We start from the raw sequence: 24206 nt of genomic DNA on the forward strand, positions 1-24206 counted from the left end.
AGTCATTCGACGTGTTAACGCCACAAATGACCCGATCGACGGAAAATTAGCGCACGAAGTTGACGTCAGACCGGCGTGAAGGGGGCGCATTCCTCATCAAGACCCCGCCGGCAGCACGACCCCGCCGGCTTCACGACCCCGCCGGCTCCGCCGGCCGGCGGGCGGCCCGGGGCGCGTACGCCGCGAGGCGGTCACGCAGGCCGCGCAGCTCGTGCCCGACCGGCGCGGGCAGGGCGGCGGCCGGGGCGGACTCCACCCGCAGCCGCAGCGAGGCGATGGACAGCCAGGGCACGTTCGTCCAGCCCGGCTCCTCCACCACCGCGACGGTCTCCACCGCCGTCACCTCGGGCACCGCCCAGACCGTCAACCTGAGCACCTCGGGCGCCCCGGCCGGGGTCACCGCGACGCTCAACCCCTCCTCCCCGGAGGTCATCACGCCGCCACTCGGCCTCGCCCGTCTGGCGTACAGTCAGCCCGGATGTTCCCAGCCCCTCCCGGGCCGCCCAACACCGTAGGGAGACCCCGTGACCACGGAAGCGCACCCCGTCCCCGAGCTGGCGGCGGACGTCGTCGAGCAGTGGCGGGCCGAGGAGGCCCAGCTGGTCGACCTGTTGGCCCGCGCCCAGCGCGGCATCGGCGGCATCGCCGCCTTCCGGCTCGGCCCGACCCCGACCGTCCTGGTCACCGACCCGGCCGCCGTCCAGCACGTGCTCGGCCGCCACCCCGACCGGTACGTCAAGCGCTCGCACCGGGCCCGGATGCTGGTCGGCGACGGCGTGCTCTCCGCCACCGGCGACGCCTGGAAGCGCCAACGGCGGCTGCTGCAGTCGCAGTTCACCGGCACCGGGATGCGTCGCTACGAGCAGCGGATCGCCGCCGCGGCGCGCCGGACCGCCGAGCGCTGGGAGGGATACCGGCGCAGTGGGGAAACCTTCGACGTGGGCGAGGAGATGCGCGGCTTCGCCCTGGACACCGTCTGGCGGGCGCTCACCGGGCTGCCGCTGGACGACCGGACGGACGGCGAACTGCGTTCCGTGGAACGGGTGGTGGCCGCGATGCCGACCCTGCCGACCAATGCGGCCGACGCCCGGGACGCGGTCGCCGAGGACCTCGCCCGGATCGACGCCGTCGCCCAGGCGGCGATCGACGCGGCGCGGTCGGTCCGGGACGTCGAGGAGCCCGGCGTGCTCCGCGTCCTGCTCGACGCGGCCGACCACCACCCCGAGTACACCGACCGGTTGATCCGCGACGAGCTGGTCACCCTGCTGGTGGCCGGCCACGAGACCACCGCCACCACGCTCACCTGGCTGTTCCTGCTGCTCGACGACAACCCGGGGGCGCGCGGCGCCGACCCGCAGGCGCTGGTCAGCGAGACCCTCCGGCTCTACCCCTCCGCCTGGCTGCTCCCCCGCCACGCCGTCGAGGACGACGCGATCGCCGGGCACCGGATCGCCGCCGGCACGGACGTCCTGGTCTGCCCGTACCTCACCCACCGCGACCCGGCACTGTGGCCCGACCCGGAGCGCTTCGACCCCGCCCGGTTCGCCCCCGACGCGGACCGCCCCGGCCAGCTCGGCGCCTACCTGCCCTTCGGCCTGGGCGCCCGCGCCTGCCTGGGCACCCAGTTCGCCGTGCGGGAGACCACGGCACTACTGGAACTGCTGCTTCCGCTGGGGCGGTTGGAGTTCCGCTCCCGGCCGGACGGCGAGGCCTACAGCATCACCGTCCGCCCCAACGGCCCGACCCCGGCGGTCCTGCGCTGAGCGAACTCTCCCCCGAGCTGTCACACCCCCGCGCCGGGATCATTGCGCGTCCCAACAGCTCGGCGCCGTCCCACAGTTCGTCCGGGACGCCGGACGACGGCGCAGCTCAGGGCGTGGGACGGCGTCCCACCGTCCCCAGGCCGTCCGTGGTGATGGCATTCGCCCCCGGTCGTGTCGCAGGCTGGCGATGCCGACGGAACATCAACTCCGTCGAGGCACGGCACCTTCACTCGATTCGAGGAGCCAGAAATGTTCAAGAAGACCATTGCCGCGCTCGCCGTCGCCGCGGGCGTCGTCGTCGGCGCCGGCGTCGTCGCCCCCGCCGCCGAGGCCGCGCCGTCCAACTGCAACGCGGGCGGCCTCTGTGTGTACTGGAGCTCGAACTACAGCGGCAGCGTCCAGACCGTCTACCAGGACAACGACGACCTGAGCATGTACGCCAACTTCAACAACAGCGTCGGCGGCTCGGCGTTCAACAACGGCAACAGCTGCAACGTCGTCGTCTACTCCCAGAAGAGCGCCCAGGGCCCGGGCTTGATCCTCTACCGCGGCACGGGCTGGACCACGATCTACAACAACCTGCCGCAGATCCTCTCCAACCGCTGGTGCACGGTCTGATCCAGCGATGAAGACCAGGATCACCCTCGCCCTCGCGGCGGTCCTCCTGGGCCTCGGTGCCGCCGGATGCTCCTCGTCCGGCGGCACCACCCCGCCCGGGGCCCAGCCACGCCCCTTCGGCGGCGTCACCCACTACGACGAGCCGCAGCGCCTCGCCCTGCACAACGCCGAGGAGGGCCTCGTCGCCTCCTGCATGCGCGACCGCGGCTTCGAGTACCGCCCCCAGGGCCTCGCCACCGGCGACCACCGCGTCGACGCCAACCCGTACGGACTGCTCAGCGGCGACCAGGCCGCCAACGACGGCTTCGGCGTCATCAACACGGCGCTGAACCTGAAGCAGGCCGCCGACCCCAACCAGGACCACGCCGCCGACCAGGCCTGGAAGTCCGCACTGTCGGGGACGGAAGCCCACCGGGTCACCGTCGACCTGCCCGACCACCAGCAGTTCTTCTACAACAGCGACTCCTGCCTCATCCAGGCCGACACCACGCTCTACGGCCCCGACTACCTCCGCCTGTACAACACCTTCCAGGTGCTCAGCGGCAAGGTCGTCGCCGCCGTCCAGGCCGACGGCCGGTACACCGCCGCCGAGGGCCGCTGGCGCGACTGCATGTCCGCCGCCCACCAGAGCGCCACCCACCTGGCCGACCCGGTGGCCGTGATCGACCAGCGGGTGAAGCAGGACGGCAGCGACCCGGCGAAGACCCACGAACTCATCGGCGGCGAACTGTCGTTGGCCAAGACCTCGGCCCGTTGCCAGGAGCAGGCCGGGCTCGCGACCGCCGTCACGCAGGTGCAGGGCGACGTCGAGAAGACCGTCCTCGGCGGTGACGGGCCGCTGCTCGACCAGCTCCGCGGCCTGCGCCAGCAGGCCCTCTCCCGGGCGGACCGGCCGACCGGCACACCCTGACGCGAGGCCCCCGGCCCGCCGAGCCCCTCGCTCGGCGGGCCGACCCCGTCGGCCGATGGACCGTCAGGGTGATCTCGTTGCCGCGTTCCGGCGTCGTACGGTCGGCCGTCGGCCCGCTCCGGTCCGACCGCTGCCACGATGACGACCACATCGAGCGGTCCGCCCGCGCGGAACCGCGCATCGAACGGCAACACGGCCCGGATCGGGGGACGCCTCCACGGGGCCCACGCCCGGGCCTGCGGAACGAGGAGTCCATGCGGCCCACCCCACTCACCCGTCTCCTGCTCGTCCTCCCCCTCCTGCTCGGCCTGGCCGGCATCGCCGCGCCCGCGCAGGCCGCCGCACCGGCACAGGCCGCCACGCCGACCGACCCCGCGGCCGTGACCGCCGAACGCGCCTGCGCACCGGCCCCGGTCGCTGCAGCGGACGCGCCGACCGTGACACTGACCGCCCCGTCCGGCGAGGCGGTCGCCGTACCGGCCGACCTCCGGGGCCCCTGCCTCGCGCTGGTCCGCACCGACTTGGCCCGGCTCCGGCAGCTCCCGCACGGCACCGAGCCGCCGGGCTTCGGCCCGCGTGACCTCCAGTCCGCCTACGACCTGCCCCGCAACGGCGGCGGGGACCGGACGGTCGCCATCGTGGTGGCCTTCGACGACCGCACCGCCGAGAGCGACCTCGCGGTCTACCGCGACCAGTTCCACCTGCCGCCGTGCACCACCGCCAACGGCTGCTTCCGCAAGATCAACCAGAACGGCGGCAGTACCCCGCCCCCGACCACCGACCCCGGCTGGGTGGTGGAGACCTCCACCGACCTCGACTCCGTCAGCGCCACCTGCCCGGACTGCCACATCCTGCTCATCGAGGCCAACGACGACTTCCTCATCAATCTGTTCACGGCGGTCGCCCAGGCCGAGACGCAGAACTCCAAGTTCGTCTCCATGAGCTGGGGTGCACCGGAGTTCCCCGCCCAGACCGGCGTCGACTCGTTCTTCAACCACCGCGGCATCGCCTTCGTGGCCGGCAGCGGTGACAGCGGCTACCCCAACCTCATCTACCCCGCGGCCTCCCAGTACGTCGTCGCCGCGGGCGGCACCAGCCTGCACCGGGTACGGCACCTCGTCCCGCTCTTCCGCCGCGGATGGTCCGAGAGCGCCTGGTCCGGCTCCGGCTCCGGCTGCTCGCGCTTCGACCCGAAGCCGTCCTGGCAGCACGACCCCGGCTGCGCCAACCGCACCGTCGCCGACATCTCCGCCGTCGCCGACCCCGGCACCGGCATCGCGGTCTACGCCACCGACCCCAACACCGGGCCCAGCTGGCAGGTGGAAGGCGGCACCAGCGTCTCCGCGCCCCTGATCGCCGGAATGTACGCGGTCGCCGGCACCCCCGGCGCCAACGACTTCGCCGCCTCCTACCCCTACGCCCGCCCCCGGGCCTTCAACGACATCGTCACCGGCTCCACCGGCACCTGCGGCGGCTCCTACCTCTGCACCGCACTCCCCGGCTACGACGGCCCCACCGGCCTCGGCACCCCCCACGGCGTCCGCGGCCTGCGCCGCTGACCCCCAGAACACCGACACACCGGCGCACCGGACGCCCCACGGCGTCCGGTGCGCCGGCGCGAGCGGCTACGGGGCGACCATCTGGGCCTGGAGCTGCGGGGTGATCGTCTTGCCGTTGGCGACGAAGGGCACCGAGACGGCGTCCTGGCCGGTGTTCTGGAAGACCGACAGGGAGATGGCGTCACCCTTCTTCAGATCGATGATCGTGGACGCCTCCTGGGTGACGCCCAGGGTGGCGCCGTCCACGGTGCCCTGGAAGTCCACGGCCACCGGGTTGCCGTTGACGTTCACGGCCACCTCGCGCTCGCCGCCCGCGCCCAGGGCGGTGGGGATGAAACTCCAGAAGAACCGCGACTTGAGCAGGTAGCGCCCGGGGGTGTGGACCACGAGCGTCGAGTTGGTGGGGTTGAACATATTGTCGGTGTCGAAGTCGACGCCGTTGAAGGTGACCTGGACGGTCGTGCCGGTCGGGATGGTCTGCGCCTTCGACGAGAACACCCCGGCACCCACGTCCTCACATTTCACCGGCTTTCCGTTGATCTTTCCGTCGAGCCATCCGTCGACGCACTTCCCCGGCCTCCCGTCGTCGGTCACCGGCGACCCCGTCGTCACCTGGCCCGCCGACGGGGCGACCGGCGCCACGGCGCACACCGGGCCCGCGCCGACCAGCAGGGTCAGGGCGCTCGCGGCGAGCAGCAGGGGAACGCGCCGGGCGTTCGAGGCGGACGTCAGGGACTTCCGGGCAGCGGCCATGTGGCCCACTTCCTTCCATACACGGGGGCTGTCGAACCGGGCTCGCGCGACACCGCCTCAGTGCGGCTGTCACCCCGGGCCCCGCACCCTTGCTAACCCGCCCGCCGTCCCCCCGCCACCGCGCCCGGACCGGCGCCCATCGGCTGCCTGGCCCAACATCCCCGCTCCGCTTCCGTGGCCTGCGGCGCACGGGCTCCCCCATCTGATGAGCCTCCGCACGGCGGAGTTCCCCACCCGGACGGACGCCGCCTCCGGCCGGCCGACGGCCGTCGGCACGGCGGACCTCCTGCGCACCCGGGCCCGTCAGCCCGACGCGGTGGCCGACGTGGCCGGGGAGGGAGCGGCAGTGACGACACGGTGGATCTGGGCGGTCACCAGGTCGGTACGAAGGGCAGGCGCGTGTGCGGTGTCGTCGGACATGACGAACAGGACACGGTTCTCGCCGACGGCCACGTAGAGGAAAACCATCGTGAGTCCCCCTTGGAGGTCATCGCGCCCCTGGGCGAAACGATCCGGAAGCCGACGGCCGGCGCCTCCAGCACGTCGGAGGGCACCGGTTCGACCCGCACTTCATCCCCGCCGAGGAGCTTGTCCGGCCGATAGCCTGTGCAGCCACCCCCGTATACGGCGTCCTTCAGCTTGTCGTGGCCGCCGGTGGCGTGGAGGACGGCCCGTGGGCCACGGAGGTGTGGGCCGAGGGCGACCGCCCCGGGCCGGCCGGTGTGGTCGAGCAGCCGACCGTGAGAGCGAGCAGCGACAGCGCCAGCGTCATCGGCGCTAGGCGTGCGGCGGGCCTTGCCAAGACTTCTCCCGTCTCCGTGTCCCACGTCCCGGCCGTCCCTCGAAGCGGGACGGCGGTGGACGCCGCCAGTATGGCCACGGGTCGGGGTGGTCCGCCTCGGATTTTCCGTCGGCAAACGGTCCGCTTCCCTCCGGGGTTCGCCCGAGGCTGATCCTGACACCGATCACGCGTGACCAAGGTGGCCCGCCCGCCCTCGCGGCACGACACGTCAGTTCGACTGTGCGGTCGCCGTGGAGAAGACCGAACCGGTCGTCCTCACCGAACACGATGCCCATCAGTGGGCCCTGCACGGCCCGGTCCTCGAACCCACTGAGGGCCGAGCCGCAGCACGGTGGCTTACGCGTCGAACGTGATCACAGGCGTCCCGGCGTTCCGGGTGAGGAAGTGCAGCAGGTTGGCGAAGCCACGCGCGTCGTCGATCGCCTTGTGGGTGTGCTCCACATCGCCCAGCCAGTGCGGGGGCAGCTTCGGCGCCGCAAGGTCCGCTGCCGGCTGCCCGGTCAGTGCCGCCGTGTACGAGCGCAGGCACAGCGCCGGTCCGTGGAAGAGGGGATCCTGCTCGTACGGCCCCTGGTGCAGCCCGTACGGGGTGAACCGACGCAGGTAGTAGTCGATCCATGTGCCGTCGAACGACAGCGGCGCCGCGGCGAACGCTCGTGGCCCGGGCAGCGATTGGACCCACTCCACATACCTGCTCATCACGTCGACGACGGGTTCCGGGTTCGCGGTCGCGGCCTCCCACGTGCCCGGCTCGGAGTCGAACCATTCCTTGGTACGCGGGTTCGGTGCCGAACCGGGGAGCGGTTCGAGGACGGCCTCGAACTCGCCGAACGTCCGCCCGTCCATCGTCGTGGCAACAGACGCGAAAGACCGCATCGAGTTGGGGCCCGCCCACGGACCGTCGACCTCTATATCGGTCACCACGTATGTCCAGTCGCTGAGTTCAGTCATGCGGTCGACGGTACCGCCACGCCCACCCGGCGCTGCCGGAGCTCGCACGGAAGGATCAACTGTCCGGCCGCCGAGCCGAGTAGGGGGACTCCGCGCGGCCGCGGGCGGCGCGGTCAGGACTTGGGGAGATGGGCTGCTCGACGCGTCAGAACGCACTCGTAGCAGTCGGGCCCGCGCAGCCTCACAGCCGGGAGCTCAGCACGTCGACCTCACAGCCCGGCGCGAAGGGATCGAAGCCGTGCTCGACCAGCCAGCGAACCACCAGCAGGCTTCGCAACGACCACCACGCGCGGATCACGTCGAGGTCGACGTCGGCGCCATAGCCGGCGACGACGTCGCCGAGGTGCTCCTCGTGTCCGAGCGTCAAGGTGGCGAGGTCGAACAGGGCATCACCCTGGCCCGCCTCGGACCAGTCGATGATGCCGGTGACCTCGTCGCCGTCGACGAACACGTGAGTGATCTGCAGGTCGCCGTGCGTGAACACCGGAGTCCACGGCCGGAGCGCGGCCTCGGCGACCTGGCGGTTGCGGGTGACCAGGTCCGCGGGCAGGACACCGTTCGTCACGAGCAACTCGCACTCGTCGTCGAGTTCCGCCGCCAGCGCGACGATGCTCCGGCCGGCCCGGCCGGGCCGGGACGGCAGCGGCGCGTCGTGCAGCTTCCGGATGGCGGCACCCGCCGCGGCCCACGCCGCCGGCGATGCGGTCGACGGCTCGCCGAGGCGGCCGAGCGCCGTCCCCGGGACCGCGGCGATCGCGAGCACGGGCGGCTTGCGCCACAGGACCTCCGGGGTCGGAACCGGCGCCAGGGCCATCGCCTCGACCTCGACGTCGATGCGCGCCTGATCGGCGTCCACCTTCAGGAACACGTCGCCGACGCGCAGGGTCGCGCGTTCGGAATGGGCGACGACGACCTTGACCTCATCCATGGCGACCAGTATCCCCGGGTGACCGTCGACGTCGCCGGGTTTATCGCGTGCGATTGCGCGGCTGACGGCGTCCCGCTACCCGGCGGCCTCGTGCACGACACTGCGCGCTGACCAGGTCAAGCCCACCACTTTTCTTGGGAATCCTAAGGCCAGGCACTCGTCGTACAGGTCCATGATGTCTCCCCGTCGCCACTCGGTGGCCGTCAGCCGCTCCTGCCGGTCGGTCTCAGTGGTCAGTTGTCCCCGAGTGCCAGCTTGATGCCGAAGCCGACGAGTACCGTGCCGGTGATCGCGTCGATGACCCGCTGCACCAAGCCGCGGTTCAGCCACCGGCGGACGAGCTGGGTGCCGAATATCAGCGCGCTGAACCAGACCAACCCCTCCAGATCATGCACGGTCGCCAGGACGACCCCCATCAGCAGATGCGGGGCGCCGGTGGGGATGAACTGGGGCAGCATCGCCATGTAGAAGACACCGTTCTTCGGGTTCAGCAGGCTGGTGCCCAGCCCGCGCGCCCACGACCGTACCCACGTCGCCTCCGCGGTCGCGGCTCCCGCTCCACCCGCCGCGTCCCCCGACACGGGCCGGCCGCGCTCCTTGAGCGTCCGGCGGAGCATGCCGATCCCCAGCCACACCAGGTACCCGGCACCGGCCACGCGCAGCGCGTCGTACAGCAGATGGGATGCCGTGAGCACCGCCGAGGCACCGACCGCGGCGGCCACGCCCCACACGAGCACGCCGCAGAGGATCCCCAGCGCCGTCGCGAAGGCCCGGCGCCTGCCCAGGGTGATGGCGGAGCGCAGCACCAGAGCGGTGTCCAGTCCCGGCATGATGGTCAGCATGCCTGCCACGACGGCGAAGGAGGCAATGGCAGAGGAAACGGTCATGCGGCCATCCTGAAGTCGCGGCCGCGATCACGTCCAATGCGGTCTGCTTCACTGCGGATCAGCAGGATTGATGCCGCTGCTCGGCGAGCTACGGCCACGGGAGCTCGTGCGGCAGCGCGGGCGGGGATTCCCTGCCTCCGAGCCGAGTTGGAGAACTCGGCTCGGCCGCGCGCGGCGCGATCAGGCGGGTATGCCCCGGGTCGGGTCCTGGTCCTGACGTTCGGGGTCGGTGCGGTTGTCGGGCTTGGGCATCCGGAGGGCCGTGATCACGCCCAGGGCGACGGTGGCGAACGCGAGCGCGAGGAGCACGGCGAAGGCGGCGCCGATCAGGAAAGTGGCGATACTCGGTCTCATCCCCGCTCGCCCCCTTCGAGGTCGTGGAGGAGGTGGAGGAGATTGAGCAGAGTGCTCACGGGCGCGTTGCCGAAGTCGACCAGGATGCGGCCGTCGAGGGTCGTCTCGGTGACGGTGGCCGAGCCCCAGAGGAGGCCGAACTCGCGCCCGCACTCGTGGAGTTCGCGGAGCAGTGCCGTGACCTGCGGTTCGGTGTGCTCGCGCAGCCGGGGGTCGGTGGGCGCGATGGGCGTGCGGTGGGGGCTCACGAGACGGAGTCCAGCTCGTACCAGACGATCTTGCCCCGCTTCTGGGGGTCGACGCCCCAGCGGTTGGTGAGGCCCTCCACGAGCTGGAGGCCACGGCCGGACTCTCCGAGGTCGGCGGGGGTGCGCTGCTCGGGGAGCGCGTCGTTCTCGTCCGATACGCAGACCCGGAGGGTGCGGGTGAGGAGGGAGAAGTAGACGACGGGCGCGGCGGTCTCGCCGTGCCGCCACGCATTGACGATGAGCTCGCAGAGGGCGAGTTCGGCGTTGAAGATCGTCTCGCGGTCCCAGCCCGCGCGGGTCAGGACCTCCCGCAGGGCCTGCCGGGAGAGGGCGAGCGAGGGCGTGTTACGGGTGCACATGGAGTCCTCCATGAGGCGGTGGCGTGGAGAGAGGAGAAGGCGGGTACGTCGCCGTGAGCCAGGCCATGCGCGGCTGCTCTGCGGTGCGCAGGCAGCAGGCGCCTACTGCCCATAAAGACAAGCGTTACTGACGATCCGTCGGATCTACTACTGAGGACCATAGCCCAGTCTGAGATCAAGTTTTACCCCAATCTGAGATCTTCCCTCTATCGTGGTAACAGCCGCCCCAGATGGACCGACCGGCAAGCCGCGCGGCAGACTGGGGTCGGTCCCCGCCCCGGAAGGAAGCCATGGCTCCACGCGCGAACCCAACACTCCGTCAGCGACGGCTCGGGGCAGAGCTGAGAAGGATGCGCGAGCAGGCCGGTTTCGGCGGCAGCGAGCTCGGCCGCCTCGTCGGCATGAGCCCGGCACAGGTGACGCAGATGGAGGCAGGGAGGATCGGCATCAGTGTGGAACGCCTGCACACGATCGCCGCGACATGCATGTGCGTCAACGAGCCCTTGATCTCCGCTCTCTCGGACGTGATCACGGAGCGCGAGAGGCCGGGCTGGTGGGAGGAGTATCGCGGAACCCTCTCCGCAGACTTCGTTGATGTCGCGGAGTTCGAAGGCCAGGCTCGACGGCTCACCACCTACTCGATGGCTTTCATCCCCGGTCTACTCCAGACCGGCTCCTACGCCTCTGCCGTCTTCGCTCAGACCTTCCCGCCCCTGCCTCGTCACGAGATCGACCTCAGGACAGCGTTCCGGATGCAGCGACAGCGCATTGTCCGATCGGGCGCAACACCTTACTCGGCGTTCATCCATGAAGCAGCACTGCGCATGCAGTTCAGTGGCACGGCCGTCCTCACCGAACAGTTCGACGCTCTCATCGAAGACTCTGAGCAACCGACCGTTTCGATCCGAGTGGTCCCGTTCGACGTCGGCGCGATGCCAAGCTCCAACGAGAACTTCACCTACGCCGCAGGACCGATTCCCGAACTCGATACGGCACAGGTAGACACGGGCCTCGGATCCCGGATCTTCGACGCCCCGGCCCACATGGCGAGGTTCCGGTCCTTGCTCGCCCGGTTCGAGTCTCGCGCGCTCTCGGAGGAGGAAACCCGAGAATTCATCGGATCCATCAAGAAGGAAATGGAAAGCAAGCGTGAATAGTTCCGTGTGGCAGAAGTCCAGCTACTCCGGCGCAAACGACGAATGTGTTGAGGTGCGCACCGCCGACGGGCTGGTCGAGCTACGCGAGTCCGACGACGGCGAGGTCATAGTCCGCACCGCCCCCGCCAGATTCGCTAAGTTCCTCCGAGCCGCCAAGGCCGGCAAGTTCGACCACCACGCCGACTCCGCCCCCTGACACGACGATGGCCCATCGCTCAGCGGAGGAGAACCCGATTCCCACCCGACTTACCAGGAAAGCGCCATGAGTAGCTTCGCTTGGCAAAAGTCCAGCTACTCGGCCGCTAACGACAACTGCATCGAGGTGCGTACCGGCAACGAGCTGGTCGAGCTACGCGAGTCCGACGACGGCGAGGTCATCGTCCGGACCACCACCGCCAAATTTGCCAACTTCCTCCAGGCCGCCAAGACCGGCGAGTTCGACCACCACGCCAACTCCACCAGCTGAAACGATCGGCCCCTCGCTCCACCGAGCGAGGGGCCGATCCAACTCACATCGTCTCGACGCAGACCATCGCGTGAAACTCGCCGTGGTCCCCAAGGAGGAGCGTCGCCCCTACTCGGGTCGCCGACGCGCGAGATGGACGATGATGTCGGCGGCGATCTCGACCGTCTCGGGCAGGACCCGAGTGATCGCGTCAAACGCCTGCTGTCGCCTCGATCGCGGCAGCTGGAGATACGCCGAGACGGTCGACAGGTAGCCGACATAGTCAGGAGACCTCATCGTCAAGCGCCGCTTGATGACGGACTGCTGGGCGTCATAGAACAACTGAGACCGTCGCAGCTCCGTACCCGGCCACTGCATCTCCTCATCCGGAGCAGTCCCGTCGGGAGACGGAACCTCATCGCTTTCCAGGAACGGCGCCCGTGCCGCACGCACAGACTCCTCGACAGCCGGGTCAGCCAGCTGAACCGGGCCGCCGAACGAGGCGAACACACCCTCCGGTTCCAGTAGCGCGGCCACTCTTGACCACCGGCCCTCCGGGCGTGTCCAGTGCAGGGCTGCCGCCGCATAGACCAACCCATAGGTTTCACCTGGCCGCAGGTCCTCGAACGCGGCCCGTACGGTCGTCACGTTCGCGGGCACGGTCCTGTTCAGCTCGGCGAGCATGCCTGCGTCGGGATCCGTCGCCGTGACCGTGAGCCCGTGCGCAGCGAACAGGCGGGTTGCTTTGCCTGTCCCTGCACCGATCTCCAGCGCCGTCCGAACCGGTCGGCCCGCATACGTCATCACCAAGTCGAAGAGTTCTTCGGGGTACCCCGGCCGGAACCTTTCGTAGGCTTCCGCGATCGCGCCGAAGCTCAGTGCACGAGCAGACATGTCGAGCATCCTGGCACGACGGGACAGGCAGCGCTTGGCAGGACCCAGTGTCCTGCTGTCCCGTGAGGCTGGTGCCGCTAGGCGGAACTCGTGGTGCCGGTCGGCAGGGCCTGCTGATAGAGCGCCATCAACACACCGTGCAGGGGCTGGTCCTCTGCATCTTCCTCGGCCCCGTCGACCAGTTTGGCGAGGGCCTCGCCGAGTTCCCTTGCCTTCGCGGGGCTGAGACGCAGGTGGCGCAGTCTCAGGTGGGTCTCGGCGGGAGAGAGGTCCAGCTCCTGGGCGACCGCGGCGAGCATCGCGGCGGTGCCTGCCGCTTGAGGTTCGGCGACGACCATGTGACGCGCCGTGCGCTGGTAGTACTGCTCGGTGCCGCCGCGGACCTGGCGGGTCTCGACGACGCGAACCAGCCCGGCATCGCGGAGCACTTTCAGGTGGTGGGCCACGTTGCCCTTCTTCGCGTCGAGCTGCGCCGCAAGCTGCCTGATGGTGGCAGGCCGGTGGCCCAGGGCGAAGAGCAACCGCTGACGCAACGGGTGAGAGAGCGCCGCGAACTGCTCAGGCGCACCGATCTCCAGAACATCCTCAGAAGGCGGCAGGTAGGAAGGCTGATCACGCATACCGAAAGTGTCGAAACTCTTTGACGCTTTCGCAAGGGCAGTGCTTTACTCCCTGCCATGACGACTCTGACGGATATTCAGCCTGCCCCTGTCATCGACGAGACGGCCCGGCTGCTGACCGAGCACTACGTCTTCCCCGAGATAGCCGAGCAGCTCGCCGGCCTGCTGCAACGACGCCTCACCGAGGGCGCCTACGACGTCGACGGCGCCGAGGAGCTCGCCCGACTGGTCACCGCGGACCTGCAGTCCGTCAACGGCGACCGACACCTGCGACTGAAGCACCACGCCGACCCGGTCTCCCCGGAGCAGGGGGCGGCCACCATGGACTCCATGCGCCGGGACTTCGACGCCTCGCTGGGCGGTGCACCCCGGGTTCAGTTGCTCGACGGAGGGGTCGCCGTGATGGAGCTGGCACCGATGCTGTTTCCGCTGGAGTGGGCCGCCGAACCGCTGAGCGCCGCGCTCACCCTGGTTTCCCGCGCCCAGGCGCTGATCGTGGACCTTCGCGCCAACCGGGGCGGCGACCCGGACACGGTCGCCTTCGTCTGCAGTTACCTGCTCGACGAGCGCACCCACCTCAACACCATGTACTGGCGCGGCGGCGAGCGCAGCGAGCAGTCCTGGAGTCTGCCGCATGTTCCCGGCGCGCGCTTCGGTGGCAGCAAGCCGTTGTATGTGCTGTCCAGCGACAGCACCTTCTCCGCTGCCGAGGAGCTGGCGTACAACCTCCAGCAGCTCGGCCGCGCCGTAGTCGTCGGCGAGCGCACCCGCGGCGGCGCACATCCGTGCAGGGGCTGGACCGTGCACCCGCACCTGGAAGCCACCGTCCCCGTTGGCCGCGCCATCAACCCCGTCTCCAGCACGAACTGGGAGGGCACCGGTGTGGAGCCGGACGTCCCTTGCGCTGCCGGCGACTCCCTCGACCGCGCTCACGCGCTGGCCCTCACCCGTCTGGCGGGCTGACCCAGTCCAGCTCATCGACAGCACTGCGCGCAGCGCCGTATGGGCGGCGGTCATACCTCACGAGAAGTTCGCCATCTGATCTCTGCGAGTCCCTCGCTCCGCGGAGCGAGGGACCGATCCAAAATCCGCACCGCGGACGGGCCCGGCTGAGACCTGCCGATCTGACGCACAGTGGTACCGGTCGAGCGAACAATGGCATGGTCCCATTCCGAGGTCATCAGCCGCCCAGCAGGCGGGCCTTCGCCCAGGCGAACTCCTCGTTGCTCAGATGCCCGCTGTCACGCAGTACCGCCAGGCGCTCCAGCTCCCCGACCAGCGTCGACGTGTCGATGGGTTCGCCATCCACGGGCACCCCTTCGCGGTCCACCTCGATCTCGAAGTCGCGCGGATTCTCCGGGAGAAGACGGACGGTCACACCGGCGCCACGCCGGGGCAGGTCAACGAGCGGGAAAGTCTTGCCGACCGTCTCGGTGTACTCGACCCCGTCGGAGGCGGTGTAGCGGATGGTGACTCTCATCCGTACGCCGCCGCCATAGCTCGTCCCGGAAGTCGTGAGCTCGGTGATGACGCCCCGTACCACCTCACCGTCCTCGGCCAGCCGTTGGGTTCTTCGGGCGGCCTGGCGCTTGTCCGCGAGGTGCTCAGGTTCGAGGTACTCCAGGCCAACGGCATCGGCTCCATCTGCGACAAGGTGAGTTCAACGCGAGTAATCTGGCGGCCCTTGCAGGTGACCGTCCGGCACCGGCCCGGCGAGGACTACAGTCCTCGCAACGGCACGGCCGCCACCGCTGGGTCGTCGGAAGGACGGTGTCCTGGCTCGCCGGCTGCCGACGCCTCTACCGCCGCTACGACCGCGAAGCCGAGCACTTCCTCGCCTTCGCCGGGGCCGCGACGACCCTGATCTGCTACCGCAGGCTGACCAAGGGGCGCGACGCTGACTAGCATCGCCTCTCATGATCACAGTGGTCGTCACCATCGCGCTGGCGTTCCTCGGTTATGCAGCCACCTATCTCAACGGGTTGCGTCTGTCGCAGCGCCAAGAACGCCTCGCCCGTTTGAATCGGCAGCTCAGCGACTTCTACGGACCGCTGTTCGCTCTCACCGAGGCCAACAGCCGCATTTTCGGCGCGTTCATGGAACGCAATGCCCGTCCTGACGGCACATCACCCTTCGTACATGAGACACCACCGTCCGAGGAGGAGCTCGCCGAGTGGCGCCTGTGGGTCAGGACTGTCTTCCTCCCAAACATCCAGGCCATGCGTGACCTCGTCATCAAGCACGCCGACCTCCTGAGCGAGTCAGAGATGCCACCCATTCTGCTTCAGCTGTGCGCGCACGTGTCCGGCTACGAGATCACAGCCGCCCGCTGGGACCAGGGGAGCTACAACGAGCACCTCTCCGTAGTGGCCTTCCCCAGCGAGGAGATAGCCGCATACGCGCGGCGCGGGTTCGCCGACCTGAAGCAGGAACAGGGACGCCTGCTCGGGCAACGAACGACCAGCTGACCAAAAGAAAACGGGGGTCTTATGAAGCAAGGGGTCTGCACTCAAGAACGCGGATCAATTCATGCCATGGCGCGGCCCCGCACTCCCGGTAGTGGGAGTGCGGGGCCGTTGGGCGCGTAGGGCGCGCCGGGGATCAGGCGGCCCAAGGGTGAATGGCCGCGCCTGTCGTGGTGGGGTTACGGGTTGGAGATGATGTTCTCTCCGGCGGCGTCGGTGCAGCCGTACAGGCGGGCCTCGGCGCCCTGGTAGAGGCCGCCCCAGGCGTCGACGCAGTTGGCGGAGGCGACGCGCGGCTGCATCTGCTTGCCGTTGCCCTTGTAGACCCAGTTGAACTGGGTGTCGCCTGCGGAGCCCGCGGAGCAGGGGTAGAGGCGCATGTGGTTGCCGGTGACGTCGCCTCCTTCCCGGTTGTTCAGGCACATCACGCGGCCCTGGGGGTCGTTGCTCCGGGCTGCCTGGACCTGGAAGTGGGTGGAGTCTGTCTGCCACAGCCACCACTGCTGAGCGGAGGTGCCGTTGCAACCCCAGAGCTGGACCGTGGCACCGTCAACGAAGTTGCCGCCAGAGACGTCGAGGCAGTAGCCGTTCGAAAACCTGATTTCTCCCCGACTGGAGCTGGCATGGGCGGTGCCAGTGCCGAGGGTGGCGGCAAGCAGCGGCACTGCGGCGACGGCGGCGATCTTGGCTATGCGCTTACGCACAATGGCGTTCCCCCATTGATTAACAAAATGTTGATGTTGACCACAGGGGAATCTCTCCGCGTACGGATCATTGAGTGGTAACGAACAGGACACGAAGCGGCCCTCCGGGCTGGGACGTACCATCAGGCGCTCATCCAGGAACGGGCTCACGATCACCACGTGCCGACGAGATGCCCGCAGTGCTGGATGCCGTCGTGGCGGTGCACGGCCGGTCTAGGAGGGCGTCAATGGCGGTGGTGGTTGTCCGGTTGGGCAGGGTCTCCGGGGTGTTCCAATCCCTCCACCAGGGTGAGGCGCTGGGCGCGTTCGTGGTCGAGCCAGCGAACGAACGCGGCTCGGCGGGCGGCTTCGCGTAGGGCGGGGGTGGGGTCGTGGTTCTGGGGGATGGTCAGGGTGGCGAGGAGGGTGGCGTTCCAGGGGCCCACGGTGACCCACTCTCCGGGTGGTGCTTCACGGAGGGCTTCGGCGAGGGCTGTGGGGAGGGTGCCGGGGTCGGCCTCGAAGCCGCCGTCGGGGGTCGCGATGTGCCAGCGGGTGGCCGGTGGGTGGGTGGTCAGGGCGCGGTAGTGGGCGATGTCGGCGGGTGAGGGCTCGATGTCGGCGGTCACGGCGTCGTAAACGGCGCGGACGGCGGCGCTGCCCTCGTAGGCGGCCGCCGTGATGGAGCCGAGTTCCACGGCGGCTTGCTGGTCGAGGTGGGCGGGGCCGCCGGGGCCGATGGGCAGGTTACGTTCGGCGGCGACTGCTTCGCAGAGGGCTTCGGTGAGGAGCACCTGAGCAACCCAGCGGGTGAGTTGGCGGTCCTCCGAACTGCCGGGCTGGGGAAGCGCGGTGGAGCGCGGACCGTTCCGGAGGGCGGCGAGGCGGTTGTCGAGGGCCGTCCGTGGGACAGGGTGTCCGTCGAGCAGACCGAGAGTCATGCTTCCACCACCAGGGCGACGGTCGAGGCGTACTGGCAGCGGCCGAACCACATCACCTTGGCGAGGGCCCAGTACGAGCCCGGGTCGATGGATTCGGGGGCGGCGATGGCGAAGTCGACGGTCCTGGCGGAGCCGGCCGGGACGGTAAAGCCTCGGACGGGGTCGGCGATGGTCTCCCAGGTGCCCCATGGGGAGACCAGCTGCAGTTCGCCTCGGACCTCGCCGCGTGTGCGGTTGGTGAGCGTGAGGGTGAGGGCGGCACGGCCTCCGGCGGTCAGGCGTACGGTCTCGTGGGAGACGTCCACCGACAGGCCGGTGTCGCGGCCGGTCACGGCCTTGGTGCCCTGGGCCGCCGTCCAGTCCTCGGGGGTGTCCCCCACGACGGGCAGCAGGTCGGGCAGGTCGCCGACGGCGATCGTGACCACGTCCTCGATCTGCTGCCCGTCGTGCTCGATCCGGACGGCGGCGAAGTGCAGGCCTGGTTCGGCGTTCGACGGCGGGGTGAGGGTGACCGGGAAGCGCAGGTGACCGTCGGGCTCCAGCCGGTACGGGCGGGTGCCGAGGCTCGTCGTCCAACCCTCGGGCGGCAGGACGACCGCCGTGCCCTCGACGGCGGCGTCGCGGAGCTGGGAGGAGAGCGCCACCGAGAGTGTCACCGCCTCCCCCGCCGTTCGCAGCAGACCCGGCGACGCGCCAACCGACACCGGCAGGTAGCCGAGCGGGGCCGGGCCCCGGTTGTGCAGCCAGTAGCGGGCGTGGACCGGCTGGGCGGGTTCGGCGACCGGGCCGAGCACGGGGCCGTCGGCCGGGCCGAGCACGGGGCCGTCGGCCGGGCCGAGCACGGGGCCGTCGGCCGGGCCGGTCACGGCAGCAACCGCGAGCAGGGTGGCGATCTGCGACCCGGTCAGGTCGAGCTGGTCCGCCGATTCCCCGAGCGGGCGTTCCAGCAGGTCGGCGGGCCGTACCTCCGCCAGCCCGAGGGCGCCGCCGAGCCGCGCCGTCCGCCCGAGGCCGGTCGACTCGACCAGCCGGACGGTGAGGTCACGCCCCACCGGGGCCGCCGAGCCGTGCGCAATCGGGTTCCCGGCCGGCTTGAGTGCGCCGAGCAGCACCTCGCGTTGCGGCTCGACGCGCAGCCAGGACAGGGTGGCCGGCAACAGGCCCTCCTGGGCAGGAACGATCCGCGCATACAGCGGGTGGTTGAACTCCTGCCCCCGCGCGGGAAGTGTCTGGTCCCGCCAGTCGCCGTTCCCGCCTACCAGTGCGTAGCTGAACTCATGGGTCCAGTGCTGGAGCTGGAAGGAAGCGCCGTCCGGCAGGGTGCGCCGGGGCGGGTCGATCCACACCCCGGACGGCCAGCCGGTGCACGAGCGCATCAGCGACAGGTGCAGCGCGCCCGTCGTGTCCACGGCGAAGCCGGGCAGGCCGAAGCTGAGCAAGGCCACGGTGTGGTCGGCGAGTTCGTCCGCGACGGGCACCGGGCAGACGGCGGTGATCCGGGCGTCGGCGAGGTCGTCGACCAGGGCGGAGAGGTCGGAGACAACCAGTGCCGGGAGCGCCCGCAGGTCGCGAAGGTCCGCGCCGGGTCGCCAGACCTCGGCGAGCGGGGTGAGGGCTGGGATCCAGACCGCCCCGTGCGTTTTCAGCACGGCCGCGTACTCCTCGCCCGCCCGATCGATCAACTCCCGTGCAGCCTCGTTCACTTCCGGCCCGCCGACCACGATCCGGAAGTCCGGCAGATTGGAGTCCACGTCCAGCCAGCCGTACCGCGCCCAGTCCGCGCCCGACGTGGTGGCGGTGACGCCCACCCGGGCGAGCGCGACCACCAGCGGCCGGGCGTCGGCCGCGTCGTCCAGGGTCGGCACGACGACCTCCGCCACGCCGAGGGCCCGGGAGCCGGTGATCGCACCCGCTGGGTCAGTGAGGTCGACGCGCGCCGTGGCGCCCAGCCCGAACCAGGTGTTGGCCGGGTTGTCCAGCGTCCACGGCGCCTCCGCCGAGTCCACGTCGGGCATGGCGAAACCGCGCCCGATGACCGCGCCCGCGACCTCGCTGACCGGCAGCCCGCCGGGCACGTCCACCGGGAAGCGCAGCCGCAGCAGCCGGTCGGCGCCGGAGTAGTCCACGACCCGGGTCCGGCAGTCCACGCGGTCGAGCCCGCGCCACAGCGTGACCGTCTGGTCGTACCGGACCCCGTCGACCGTCCCGCCGATCACCAGCCGCTCGCCGAGCGGGCCGGTCTCGCGCCGCACCTCGGCGGCGATCGCCCCCGAACCCTGCACCGGCCCGCTCGGAACCAGGTGCCACGGGCCCTCGCCGAAGTCGGGGTGCTGCGGGTACTCCTCGTACACCCGCAGCTCGTTACCGATCCGGCCGTTCTGGATCAACTCCCGCTCGTGCAGCAGGTCGTACACCGAGCTGAACCCGCCACCGCACGCCGGATCGGCGGTCACCCGATACCGGGCGTTGGCGATCGTGCAGCCCTCCGCGGCGTTCCACGGCTGCTCCGCGGCGCCCGCCACCAGCCGCCAGGTGCGCCAGCCGAGTGCGGGGACGTCCTCGGCGAGGAAGCGCAGCGTTCCCCGATCGACGTCGCTCGGCACGGGCGAACCCGCCTCGTCCAGCACCCGCACCGACCGTACGCCGTCCGGGAGTTCGACCGTGACCAGGTCCGTCCGATCGAAGGACAGCGTGTTGGTCACCACCACCGCCGACCCGACGCCCACCGTCGAGATCCGCGCCGTCAGCGCGTCCAGCGCCGCGTCCCGGACGGCCGACGCCAGGTCGTACGCCTCCCGCCAGCCGCCGAGCAGGTCCAGGTACACCTGGTCCGACTCCGAGCCGGTGATCGCGTCATGGTGTGCGCCGTAGGCGAGTTGGCGCCACACCTTGTCGAGCGTGGCCCCAGGGTAGCGCCCGAGCCCGTTCACGACCGCCAGCGTGGCGAGCTTCTCCGCGTCCACCGCCGCGACCTCGCCCGCCCGTTGGGCCTGCTTGGTGTCGATGTACGAGACGTCCTTGCCGGTGTACACCGGATTCATGTCGCGGGTCTGCGGGCTGGGCCGGCGCCCGGTGGCGGCGAGTTCGGCCCGGACGGCGTCCAGGAAGTCGCGCGGGGTGGCGCAGACGAAGCGCGGCCACAGGTACTTGGCGGCCCAGGAGCGGTGGATCTCGGTCACCCACTTGTTCGGCGGGGTGTAGTCCGTCCCCACCGGCAGCAGCAGGTTCTTCGTCGCCCCTACCGGCTTGAGCTTGCGGTACAGCTCGTACACGGCCTGCTCGGCGGTCGCGAGGTCCGGGGAGGAGTCCATCCACCAGCCGGCCGAGTAGTGGTGGGGCATGTAGTGGGTGAGCACGCCCTCCCCGCCGGGCGCGATCCATTCGAACTCGCTCGGGAACTGCATCACCCGGGCGTCGTCCTTGCCCTCGCGAAAGTTCTTCTGGATCGGGCCCCACTGGTGGAACGGCCCGCGGGCCCAGGCACTGCCGGTGAGGCCGGCCGCGGCGAGGTGGCCGGGGAACTGCGGGTCGTGCCCGAACACGTCGAGCTGCCAGGCGGTTTGGGGATCGCCGCCGAGGATGTCACGCTGGTAGCCGATGCCGTAGACGATGTTGCGGATGGTCGTCTCGGCGCCGGTGAGGTTGGTGTTGGGCTCGTTGTAGGTGCCGCCGACGAGTTCGACCTGCCCGCGCTCCAGGAGTATCCGCAGCGTCTCGCGGCGCTCCGGGTGCTGGTCGAAGTACGGCTTCAGGTAGTCGACTTCGGCGAGCACGAACGTGTAGACCGGGTCCCGCAGGGCGAGGTCCAGGTGCGCGTCGACCAGCGCGAAGCCGTTGCGCTCCCACAGCGGGCGGGTGGTGGCGTCGGCGGAGAGCAGCTCCCAGGGGGAGGTGTAGGCGGCCTGGGTGTTCCACCAGACCGGGTCGTAGTGGAAGTGCGAGACCAGGTACATCGTCCAGCCGGGCTCGGCGACCTCCACGACACCCGCCGCCTCACTCGCGGACGCCGTTACGGTGACCGGTAGTTGGGAGCCGACGGCCGCACCGGTGATCTCCAACGGGACTTCGACCAGTCCCGTGCCGGTCGCCTCGCCGTGGACGCCCGGGCCGCTGACGGCGATCCGGGCGGCCGGGCCCTCGATCGTCACCCGCAGGATCTGGCGCGGGGCGTCCTCGGGGCCGACGAACAGGTCGGTATTCTCGACGGCGGTGATGGTGGTGACCGGCACGGGAATGGTTTCCTTTCCGGAGATCCGAAGAAGACGGCGGGACTGGACTCCCCAGACCTAGACTCCCCAGACCTAGACTCCCCAGGCCTCGAACTCGTAGACACGGGCGGCCGGATCGCTGGTCTGGGTCGGCTTGGTGACGACCAGCCGGACGTACCGGGCCGTGGTGGTCACCGGGTGGGTGGTGGTTCCGGCGGTGTTACCGGTCACGGTGGCGACGGTCGTCCACGGGTCGGTGGTCTTGGAGCGGGCCTGGATGGAAAAGTCCCGGGTGTTGTAGGACGCGCTCTCACCGCCCGCGGCCGCGTGCTTGACCACGAACTTCGACAGTTCCCTTGGGGAGCCCAAGTCCACCTCAAGCCATTTGCTACGTGTTAGCGAACACCATTTGTCGCTGTTCCCGCCGCTGACGCTGCCGTTGACGGCCTTGGCCGGTCCCTCGTTGGCGTTGCACTGGCCGGAGGCGGTGGCCGGGCGGTTCAGCGCCAGGTTGGTGGAAGTAGACGGCGTGCCGGTCCAACTCACCGTGGTGGACGCGGCGGTGGAGCGCCCGTAGGTGGTGGACACCGCCTCCACGTCCAGCGTGGTGGTGGCCTCGCCACCGGCCCGGTCGAGCCGCCCGACGAAGTAGGCGTCGTTGGGTGTGGCGCCGAGGAAGCTCCGGCTGCCGTCCGCATTGCGCCGGTACACCTCGTAGTGGTGGACGTTGCCGCCGGGCGCGGCCGTCCAGGAGAGACGCAGCGACTGGCTGGCGCCAGGGGTGGCATCGCTCGCGCCGAGCACGGTCAGCCCGCTCGGTGCGGCCGGGGTCTCCGTCGCCCCGTCGTAGAGGGCGACTTGGCCGACCCGAAGGTCGTACGCCGGGTCGGAGCCGTCCACCTGCAGGGCGAGCTGGGAGATCGTGCGGCCCGCGTACGGGGAGAGGTCGAGGGTGTGACGTTCCCAGCCGGTACCGGAGTTGCCGCCGACGTCCACGGTGGTGAAGCTGCCCGGGGAGTCGGTGAAGGAGACGGCAGCCTTGAGCTTGGTCGGGCCGGCGGCCGGGGTCTTCACCACCAGGTCCAGCTTGGTGTCGGCCGCGACCGGCAGGCTGGTCTCGTAGAGCCGCACGGTGTTGGTGGCGTCCAGGGTGCCGGTCAGCCGCAGCGAGGAGCCGCCCTGGTAGGCGTCGGCGAAGTCGATGGACGGGCTGAGCTTGCTGCCGCTGGAGTCGACCACCCAGCGGTAGGTCGGCGGGACGTCCTGGAGCGAGAGGTTGTTCCACCCGCCGGTGGCGACCCGGACGCCGCCCGCGTTGTAGAAGTCGCCCTGGCCGGTGTTGAAGTCGGTGACGAAGGGCTTGGCGGTGATCGGCGAGGACTCGGCGACGTAGCCGGCCAGGCCGGGCCAGCTGCTGGAGAGGTCGGTGTTCGAGGGGTCGTTGTTGGCGCCGACCCAGTAGCGGGCGTCCTTGGCGTAGAAGTCGGCGCGGTCGGTGGCGGACTTCCAGGTCCACTCGGGCCGGTAGAGGCCGAGCGAGGTGGTGCGCGGCTGCCCGGCCGGGAACAGGGTGTTCCAGTCGACGGAGGTGTTGTAGCCGTTGGCCTCGGTGTCGATGCCGGAGTACAGCTCGTACTCACTGCGGCCGAGTTGCCGGGCCAGTGCCCGGGAGGAGTCCAGGCCGTCCGCCGTCCAGCCGAAGTTGAGGAACATCGCGTCCGAGGTGCGCTTCGGACCATCCTGCAGGAACGGCGAGTTGGCCGAGGTGAGGGCGTTCTGCCAGTCGACCGCGCCGGAGGTGGTCATCGCGTCGTACCACATGAAGTCGGTGCCGCTCTGCGCCTTGGTGTACTGCATCAGGTTGCGCACCTCGGTGGCGAGGCCCGAATCGCCGCCGCCGGTCTCCTGATTGATGAACCAGCCGTCGAAGCCGTAGTACTGGGCGGCCTGGGCCAGCTTGTCGGCGACGGGGTACCGGTCGCCGGACTTCTGGACGAAGTCGCGCACCCACTGGAGCTGGCCGCCGTACGCGGCGGGCGGGAAGAAGACGGTGCCGTAGACCTTGACGCCGTTGCGGTGGGCGGCGTCGATGACGGTCGGGTTGGGGGCGAGGATCAGGCCCTCGCCGGCCGAGCCGCCCCAGAACACCAGCTTGTCGACGTACTGCCAGTAGCCGAAGGCGTAGTAGTTGGGGTCGGCGGAGCCCTGGGAGGGGTTGTTGGAGGTGGGGGCGAAGGAGACCAGCGAGGCGATCTTGCCTTCGCCCGCACGGGCGTTGGGATTGGCCGCCAGGGCCGGGTCGCTGGTGCGCGGCTGGAGCGGGACGCGGGAGCGGTTGAACCGGGCGTCCGGGTCGGTGGCCGGGTCCCAGTTCAGGATGGTGCTCGGGTACCAGTAGGAGGCGTACGGCTGGCTGCCCGAGCCTGCGGTGACGGCGGGCGCCGGAGCCGGTCTCGGTTCGGCCCAGGCGGAGGGGGCGGCGGGCGTGGCACCCAGCGCGGCCGTCGCGAGCGCGGCGCCGAGCAGCAGGGGGAGACGTCTTGACATGCGGTGGCTCCGATCGAGCGGAGTGGGTGGGGCCGGGCCCACCGGCAGCGGCAGGCCCGGGTGCATGCGGGCGTGGCGGCGCTCATCGAGAGGGGGAAATTCAGCGAACATGAC

General features: G+C 70.2%; 25 protein-coding genes and 1 pseudogene. 10 read left to right on the forward strand and 16 right to left on the reverse strand.

The window, feature by feature from the left end; all coding sequences use genetic code 11:
* Positions 1–130: 130 nt before the first annotated feature.
* Positions 131–412 (reverse strand): hypothetical protein, encoded by a 282-nt coding sequence (locus ABZW30_RS02120; RefSeq protein WP_355669103.1) that lies wholly within the window; start codon positions 410–412, stop codon positions 131–133.
* A gap of 112 nt (positions 413–524) precedes the next feature.
* Here ABZW30_RS02120 and ABZW30_RS02125 point away from each other — a divergent pair, with 112 nt between their 5' ends.
* The 4 genes from ABZW30_RS02125 to ABZW30_RS02140 all read left to right on the forward strand — a co-directional run bounded on the left by ABZW30_RS02125 (position 525) and on the right by ABZW30_RS02140 (position 4850).
* Positions 525–1763, forward strand: a complete 1239-nt coding sequence (locus ABZW30_RS02125) for a cytochrome P450 (RefSeq protein WP_355669104.1) — start codon at positions 525–527, stop codon at positions 1761–1763.
* A gap of 249 nt (positions 1764–2012) precedes the next feature.
* On the forward strand, positions 2013–2381 hold the full coding sequence (locus tag ABZW30_RS02130) for a peptidase inhibitor family I36 protein (RefSeq protein ID WP_355669105.1): 369 nt from the start codon (positions 2013–2015) through the stop codon (positions 2379–2381).
* 7 nt (positions 2382–2388) lie between these two features.
* Complete coding sequence (locus ABZW30_RS02135; protein WP_355669106.1) at positions 2389–3291, forward strand: hypothetical protein; 903 nt, start codon at positions 2389–2391, stop codon at positions 3289–3291.
* Between the two features lie 254 nt (positions 3292–3545).
* Positions 3546–4850, forward strand: a complete 1305-nt coding sequence (locus ABZW30_RS02140; protein ID WP_355669107.1) for a S53 family peptidase — start codon at positions 3546–3548, stop codon at positions 4848–4850.
* A 66-nt stretch (positions 4851–4916) separates the two neighbouring features.
* On the opposite strand, the gene ABZW30_RS02145 is transcribed toward ABZW30_RS02140, so the two are convergent.
* From ABZW30_RS02145 to ABZW30_RS02180, 8 genes are all read right to left on the reverse strand, one after another.
* On the reverse strand, positions 4917–5603 hold the full coding sequence (locus tag ABZW30_RS02145; RefSeq protein WP_355669108.1) for a hypothetical protein: 687 nt from the start codon (positions 5601–5603) through the stop codon (positions 4917–4919).
* 303 nt (positions 5604–5906) lie between these two features.
* Positions 5907–6071 (reverse strand): hypothetical protein, encoded by a 165-nt coding sequence (locus ABZW30_RS02150; protein ID WP_355669109.1) that lies wholly within the window; start codon positions 6069–6071, stop codon positions 5907–5909.
* Positions 6072–6741: 670 nt separating this feature from the next.
* Positions 6742–7356 (reverse strand): hypothetical protein, encoded by a 615-nt coding sequence (locus tag ABZW30_RS02155; RefSeq protein ID WP_355669110.1) that lies wholly within the window; start codon positions 7354–7356, stop codon positions 6742–6744.
* A 181-nt stretch (positions 7357–7537) separates the two neighbouring features.
* On the reverse strand, positions 7538–8284 hold the full coding sequence (locus ABZW30_RS02160; RefSeq protein WP_355669111.1) for an aminoglycoside phosphotransferase family protein: 747 nt from the start codon (positions 8282–8284) through the stop codon (positions 7538–7540).
* Between the two features lie 233 nt (positions 8285–8517).
* Positions 8518–9171 (reverse strand): LysE family translocator, encoded by a 654-nt coding sequence (locus ABZW30_RS02165; RefSeq protein ID WP_355669112.1) that lies wholly within the window; start codon positions 9169–9171, stop codon positions 8518–8520.
* 180 nt (positions 9172–9351) lie between these two features.
* Complete coding sequence (locus ABZW30_RS02170; RefSeq protein WP_355669113.1) at positions 9352–9525, reverse strand: hypothetical protein; 174 nt, start codon at positions 9523–9525, stop codon at positions 9352–9354.
* Entirely contained in the window at positions 9522–9773 is a 252-nt protein-coding gene (locus ABZW30_RS02175; RefSeq protein ID WP_355669114.1) for a hypothetical protein, read from the reverse strand. The genes ABZW30_RS02170 and ABZW30_RS02175 overlap by 4 nt, the downstream gene beginning before the upstream one ends.
* Complete coding sequence (locus ABZW30_RS02180; RefSeq protein WP_355669115.1) at positions 9770–10132, reverse strand: ATP-binding protein; 363 nt, start codon at positions 10130–10132, stop codon at positions 9770–9772. The genes ABZW30_RS02175 and ABZW30_RS02180 overlap by 4 nt, the downstream gene beginning before the upstream one ends.
* 290 nt (positions 10133–10422) lie before the next feature.
* Between ABZW30_RS02180 and ABZW30_RS02185 the strand changes: the two genes are divergently transcribed.
* From ABZW30_RS02185 to ABZW30_RS02195, 3 genes are all read left to right on the forward strand, one after another.
* On the forward strand, positions 10423–11289 hold the full coding sequence (locus ABZW30_RS02185) for a helix-turn-helix transcriptional regulator (RefSeq protein WP_355669116.1): 867 nt from the start codon (positions 10423–10425) through the stop codon (positions 11287–11289).
* Entirely contained in the window at positions 11282–11485 is a 204-nt protein-coding gene (locus ABZW30_RS02190) for a DUF397 domain-containing protein (protein WP_355669117.1), read from the forward strand. Before ABZW30_RS02185 ends, ABZW30_RS02190 begins: the two co-directional genes overlap by 8 nt.
* A gap of 66 nt (positions 11486–11551) precedes the next feature.
* Positions 11552–11755: a DUF397 domain-containing protein gene (locus ABZW30_RS02195; protein ID WP_355669118.1), complete on the forward strand. Its 204-nt coding sequence runs from the start codon at positions 11552–11554 to the stop codon at positions 11753–11755.
* A 108-nt stretch (positions 11756–11863) separates the two neighbouring features.
* Here ABZW30_RS02195 and ABZW30_RS02200 read toward each other — a convergent pair whose 3' ends face one another.
* Both ABZW30_RS02200 and ABZW30_RS02205 read right to left on the reverse strand, forming a co-directional pair.
* Positions 11864–12637 carry a class I SAM-dependent methyltransferase gene (locus ABZW30_RS02200; protein WP_355669119.1) on the reverse strand — a complete coding sequence of 258 codons (774 nt, stop codon included), beginning with the start codon at positions 12635–12637 and terminating at the stop codon, positions 11864–11866.
* Positions 12638–12705: 68 nt separating this feature from the next.
* Positions 12706–13248 carry a winged helix-turn-helix domain-containing protein gene (locus ABZW30_RS02205; RefSeq protein ID WP_355669120.1) on the reverse strand — a complete coding sequence of 181 codons (543 nt, stop codon included), beginning with the start codon at positions 13246–13248 and terminating at the stop codon, positions 12706–12708.
* Positions 13249–13305: 57 nt separating this feature from the next.
* On the opposite strand from ABZW30_RS02205, the gene ABZW30_RS02210 reads away from it, so the two are divergent.
* Complete coding sequence (locus ABZW30_RS02210; protein ID WP_355669121.1) at positions 13306–14211, forward strand: S41 family peptidase; 906 nt, start codon at positions 13306–13308, stop codon at positions 14209–14211.
* Between the two features lie 217 nt (positions 14212–14428).
* On the opposite strand, the gene ABZW30_RS02215 is transcribed toward ABZW30_RS02210, so the two are convergent.
* Complete coding sequence (locus tag ABZW30_RS02215) at positions 14429–14872, reverse strand: DUF3592 domain-containing protein (RefSeq protein WP_355669373.1); 444 nt, start codon at positions 14870–14872, stop codon at positions 14429–14431.
* Positions 14873–14973: 101 nt separating this feature from the next.
* On the opposite strand from ABZW30_RS02215, the pseudogene ABZW30_RS02220 reads away from it, so the two are divergent.
* Together ABZW30_RS02220 and ABZW30_RS02225 are read left to right on the forward strand one after the other, a co-directional pair.
* Positions 14974–15153, forward strand: a pseudogene (locus ABZW30_RS02220) (IS5/IS1182 family transposase); the annotation flags it as partial.
* Positions 15154–15164: 11 nt separating this feature from the next.
* A complete protein-coding gene (locus ABZW30_RS02225) occupies positions 15165–15716 on the forward strand; it encodes a hypothetical protein (protein WP_355669122.1) in 552 nt (183 codons plus the stop codon).
* A 176-nt stretch (positions 15717–15892) separates the two neighbouring features.
* On the opposite strand, the gene ABZW30_RS02230 is transcribed toward ABZW30_RS02225, so the two are convergent.
* The 4 genes from ABZW30_RS02230 to ABZW30_RS02245 form a co-directional block, all read right to left on the reverse strand.
* Positions 15893–16417 carry a ricin-type beta-trefoil lectin domain protein gene (locus tag ABZW30_RS02230; protein WP_355669123.1) on the reverse strand — a complete coding sequence of 175 codons (525 nt, stop codon included), beginning with the start codon at positions 16415–16417 and terminating at the stop codon, positions 15893–15895.
* A 224-nt stretch (positions 16418–16641) separates the two neighbouring features.
* Entirely contained in the window at positions 16642–17337 is a 696-nt protein-coding gene (locus ABZW30_RS02235) for a hypothetical protein (RefSeq protein ID WP_355669124.1), read from the reverse strand.
* Positions 17334–21566 carry an NEW3 domain-containing protein gene (locus tag ABZW30_RS02240; protein WP_355669125.1) on the reverse strand — a complete coding sequence of 1411 codons (4233 nt, stop codon included), beginning with the start codon at positions 21564–21566 and terminating at the stop codon, positions 17334–17336. Before ABZW30_RS02240 ends, ABZW30_RS02235 begins: the two co-directional genes overlap by 4 nt.
* A 72-nt stretch (positions 21567–21638) precedes the next feature.
* Positions 21639–24092 (reverse strand): discoidin domain-containing protein, encoded by a 2454-nt coding sequence (locus ABZW30_RS02245; protein WP_355669126.1) that lies wholly within the window; start codon positions 24090–24092, stop codon positions 21639–21641.
* Positions 24093–24206: the final 114 nt, after the last annotated feature.

This window comes from Kitasatospora sp. NPDC004669 (genome assembly GCF_040609455.1).
Classification (GTDB): domain Bacteria; phylum Actinomycetota; class Actinomycetes; order Streptomycetales; family Streptomycetaceae; genus Kitasatospora.